The sequence below is a fragment of the bacterium genome (assembly GCA_018814885.1).
GTDB lineage: Bacteria > Krumholzibacteriota > Krumholzibacteriia > LZORAL124-64-63 > LZORAL124-64-63 > JAHIYU01.
Map to the genome: position 1 here is coordinate 1 of JAHIYU010000089.1, position 2,980 is coordinate 2,980.

A 2,980-nucleotide genomic window follows, 5' to 3' on the forward strand; every position below is an offset into this window, starting at 1 on the left:
CGGCGGGCCCGGCCAGGCCCTGCTCGTGCTGGCCGGGCTGCTGTCGTTGCTGGCGCCCATGATCCTGCTGCGGGGTCTGCCGCTGCTGCTGGTGCCGCTCCTGCTCGGCGGCGCTGTGCTGCTGGCCGTGTCCGCGCGGCGCAGGATCCCGGCCGGATACGTCCTTTCGCCCCTGGCGACGACCGGGAGCGCCGTCGCCCGGACGTCCGAGACGGCGGCCAGGGCCCGCCCCGCGCGCGGGCCGCGGGCGGCCTGGCTGATCTACCTGATGATCGTGCGCTCCGCCCCCAAGGGACCGGCGCTGTTGATCCTGTCCACGCCGTTCCTGCTGCTCTTCGGGGCATTGCTGTCGGGGCTGCTGCAGCGGCTGGCGCCCGACAGCGACCTGCGCTTCGCCTATCTGCCCATGACCGCCTACATGGCCCTGGCCTTCGTGGCGCCTGTGCTGGCCAACCTGCGCACCGTCGACGCCCTGCCCCTGGGGCGCAGCCGCCTGCTGCTGCTGTTGACCCTGCCGCCGCTGCTGATCATCACGGCGGGCTATCTGGGCGGCGTGCTGTGGATGGGTGCGCGGGATTTCGAGCTGCCGCGGATCGTCTACGTGGAGGAGGACGAGAACTACGGACTGCGCGTGCCGCAGTTCATGTGGCGCATGGCCTGGGACGGCGAGGCGCCGCCGGCCGTGGCGCCCTGGGGGGAATCCCATCCGGCCATGACCATCCCCGTCATCGAGGGTGCAACCCCCGTCATCTACAAACCGTACACGACTCCTGTGGGCGCCTCGCGCGCGTATGTGGCCTGGCAGATCTGGCGGGCGGCGCGCGCGTCCTACGGCACGCCGCTGACGCACGAGGAGATCGCCGAGCGATATCTGTGGACGGATCCCGAGGGCAAGGTCCGTCTCCAGGACGCGTTCCTGGAGCTGCCCCACGCCGGCTGGGTGCGCGGGGCCTCGTCCACGGGACCGTTCCTGCCGGTGACGATGGCCCTGGTGTCCGTCATGCTGTACGTCGGGATCGCGTTCTATGCGCCGGGCGTGCGGGCCGGCGTCTCGAAGACGCGGCGCGCGGTGCGCATGTGGATCCTGCTGGGCGTGCTGCTGCTGTTGCACATCGTCCCGCATGTCCTGGCGCTGGCCCGGCTGGCCCGGCCCTGGGTGCTCGAGGCGGCCGGCGTGGACGTGATGATGAGGATCGTGCGGGCGGTGCCGGGCGGCGTCGCCGGCGTGTGGATCGCGGTGCTGCTGGTGGGCGCGGCGGCCTTCGCGGTCGCGGCGCCGGCCTTCGGGAGGGTGGAATCGCCCGTGGCGCCCGATACCTGTATGTGGAACAACCTCGGCAAGGGAGACTAGCCCATGCGACAGATGACTTGCGTGTTTCTGATCCTGGCGCTGCTGGCCGGCGTCGCCGCCGCTGGCGACGTGACGACGGTCGAAGGCGTGACGCACGTGCGCAACGGCGCCCAGCCCAGCGACGGCGTGCACGACCTGAAGCTGGAGGAGCTCTGGCGCCGGGGCGGCGCGGACGACGACATCATCTTCGGCGTGATCGTCCAGGCCCTCGTCGACGGCGACGGCAACGTCTACCTGCTGGACAGCCAGCTCTCGGAGGTGCAGGTCTTCGCTGCCGACGGCGAGTTCGTGAAGACCTTGAGCCGCGAGGGCGACGGGCCCGGCGAGGTGCGCCAACCCTTCGACATGCTCTGGATGCCCGACGGGTCCCTCGGGCTCGTGCAGTCCTTTCCCGGCAAGATCATCCAGGTCACCCTGGACGACACGCCGGCGGGCGTCTTCCAGCAGCAGGGCGAGGAGGGCGCGATCATCGCCGTGGTGGAGGCCGAGGGCGGCGGCGGCAACCTGGTGATGGGCGGCGTCGACGTGGAGATCACCCAGGGCGGACAGATCCGCCACATGTTCATCGCCGGCTACGACGTCGCGGGGAACGAGACCGCGCGCTACGTGGCCTACGACGTGAACTGGGACTTCAGGAACTTCGTGCTGCGCGAGCGGGAGCAGTACCTGGTGCTCTTCGGCCGCTGGGACGTGGCCGCTGACGGCAGCGTGATCACGGCGGCCGACCCCGACGCCTACGAGTTCAGGATCTACGCCGCCGACGGGACCCTCCGGAGCGTCGTGACGCGGGAGCACGAGCCGCTCAAGCGCGACGAAGAGGGATACCAGGTGATGCGGAACATGCTGGAGGGCATGAAACGCCAGTTCCCCTTCCCGGTGGAGACCGAGTACGCGGATTACGAGTCGCCCGTCAACACCCTCTTCGTGCATCCGGACGGCAACATCTGGGTGCAGCCCATGCGCGGCGTGCGCGGCCAGCCCGACGGCGTGCTCGCCGTCTACGACGTCTTCTCGCCCGACGGCCACTTCCTGCGGCAGGAACGTGTGAGCTGTCCGGGCAACGGCATGAAGGACGGCATCATCTTCGCCGGCCGAGAACGCCTGCTGGTGGTGCATGGGCTCCTGGACTCGATGGCGGGCCTGTTCGGCGGCAGCGGCGAGGAGACGGACGAGGAAGCCGCCCCCGTCGAAGTGGTCTGCTACAGGATCGTGGAATGATCCGGATCAGGTCCCGTCCCGCTGTCTGCGCGCTTCGTAGACGAGAATCGCCGCCGACACGCTCACGTTGAGCGAGTCGGCGGCGCCGTTCATGGGGATGCGGCAGGCGCCGTCGGCGGCGGCCCGCATCTCCGCCGTGAGACCCCGGTTCTCCGCGCCCAGCAGGAAGGCCACCGGACCTGTCAGGTCCAGGTCCGTGTAGATGTCGCGGGCGTCGGGGGCGGCCGCCAGCAAGCGGACCGACCGCTCGCGCAGGGCGGCCACGATCTCCCCGGCGGGCGCTGTCGCCACCGGCACGCTGAAGACGGCACCGGTGGACGCGCGCAGGGCGTTGGGGTTCCAGGGATCGGCGCCGGTGCCGCAGGCCAGCACCGCGTCGACGCCTGCGCCGCTCGCCGAGCGCGCGACCGC

3 protein-coding genes are annotated in these 2,980 nt (G+C 70.8%); 2 read left to right on the forward strand and 1 reads right to left on the reverse strand.

The features are described 5' to 3' along the window. Positions 1 to 1,351, forward strand: a 1,351-nt coding sequence (locus KJ554_05570; protein MBU0741806.1) for a hypothetical protein, incomplete at its 5' end; no start/stop codon positions are given. Between the two features lie 3 nt (positions 1,352 to 1,354). Further along, complete coding sequence (locus KJ554_05575) at positions 1,355 to 2,569, forward strand: hypothetical protein (protein MBU0741807.1); 1,215 nt, start codon at positions 1,355 to 1,357, stop codon at positions 2,567 to 2,569. Between the two features lie 6 nt (positions 2,570 to 2,575). Here the strand turns inward: KJ554_05575 and KJ554_05580 are convergent. Further along, the coding region (locus KJ554_05580; GenBank protein MBU0741808.1) for an RNA methyltransferase at positions 2,576 to 2,980 on the reverse strand (405 nt) is incomplete at its 5' end.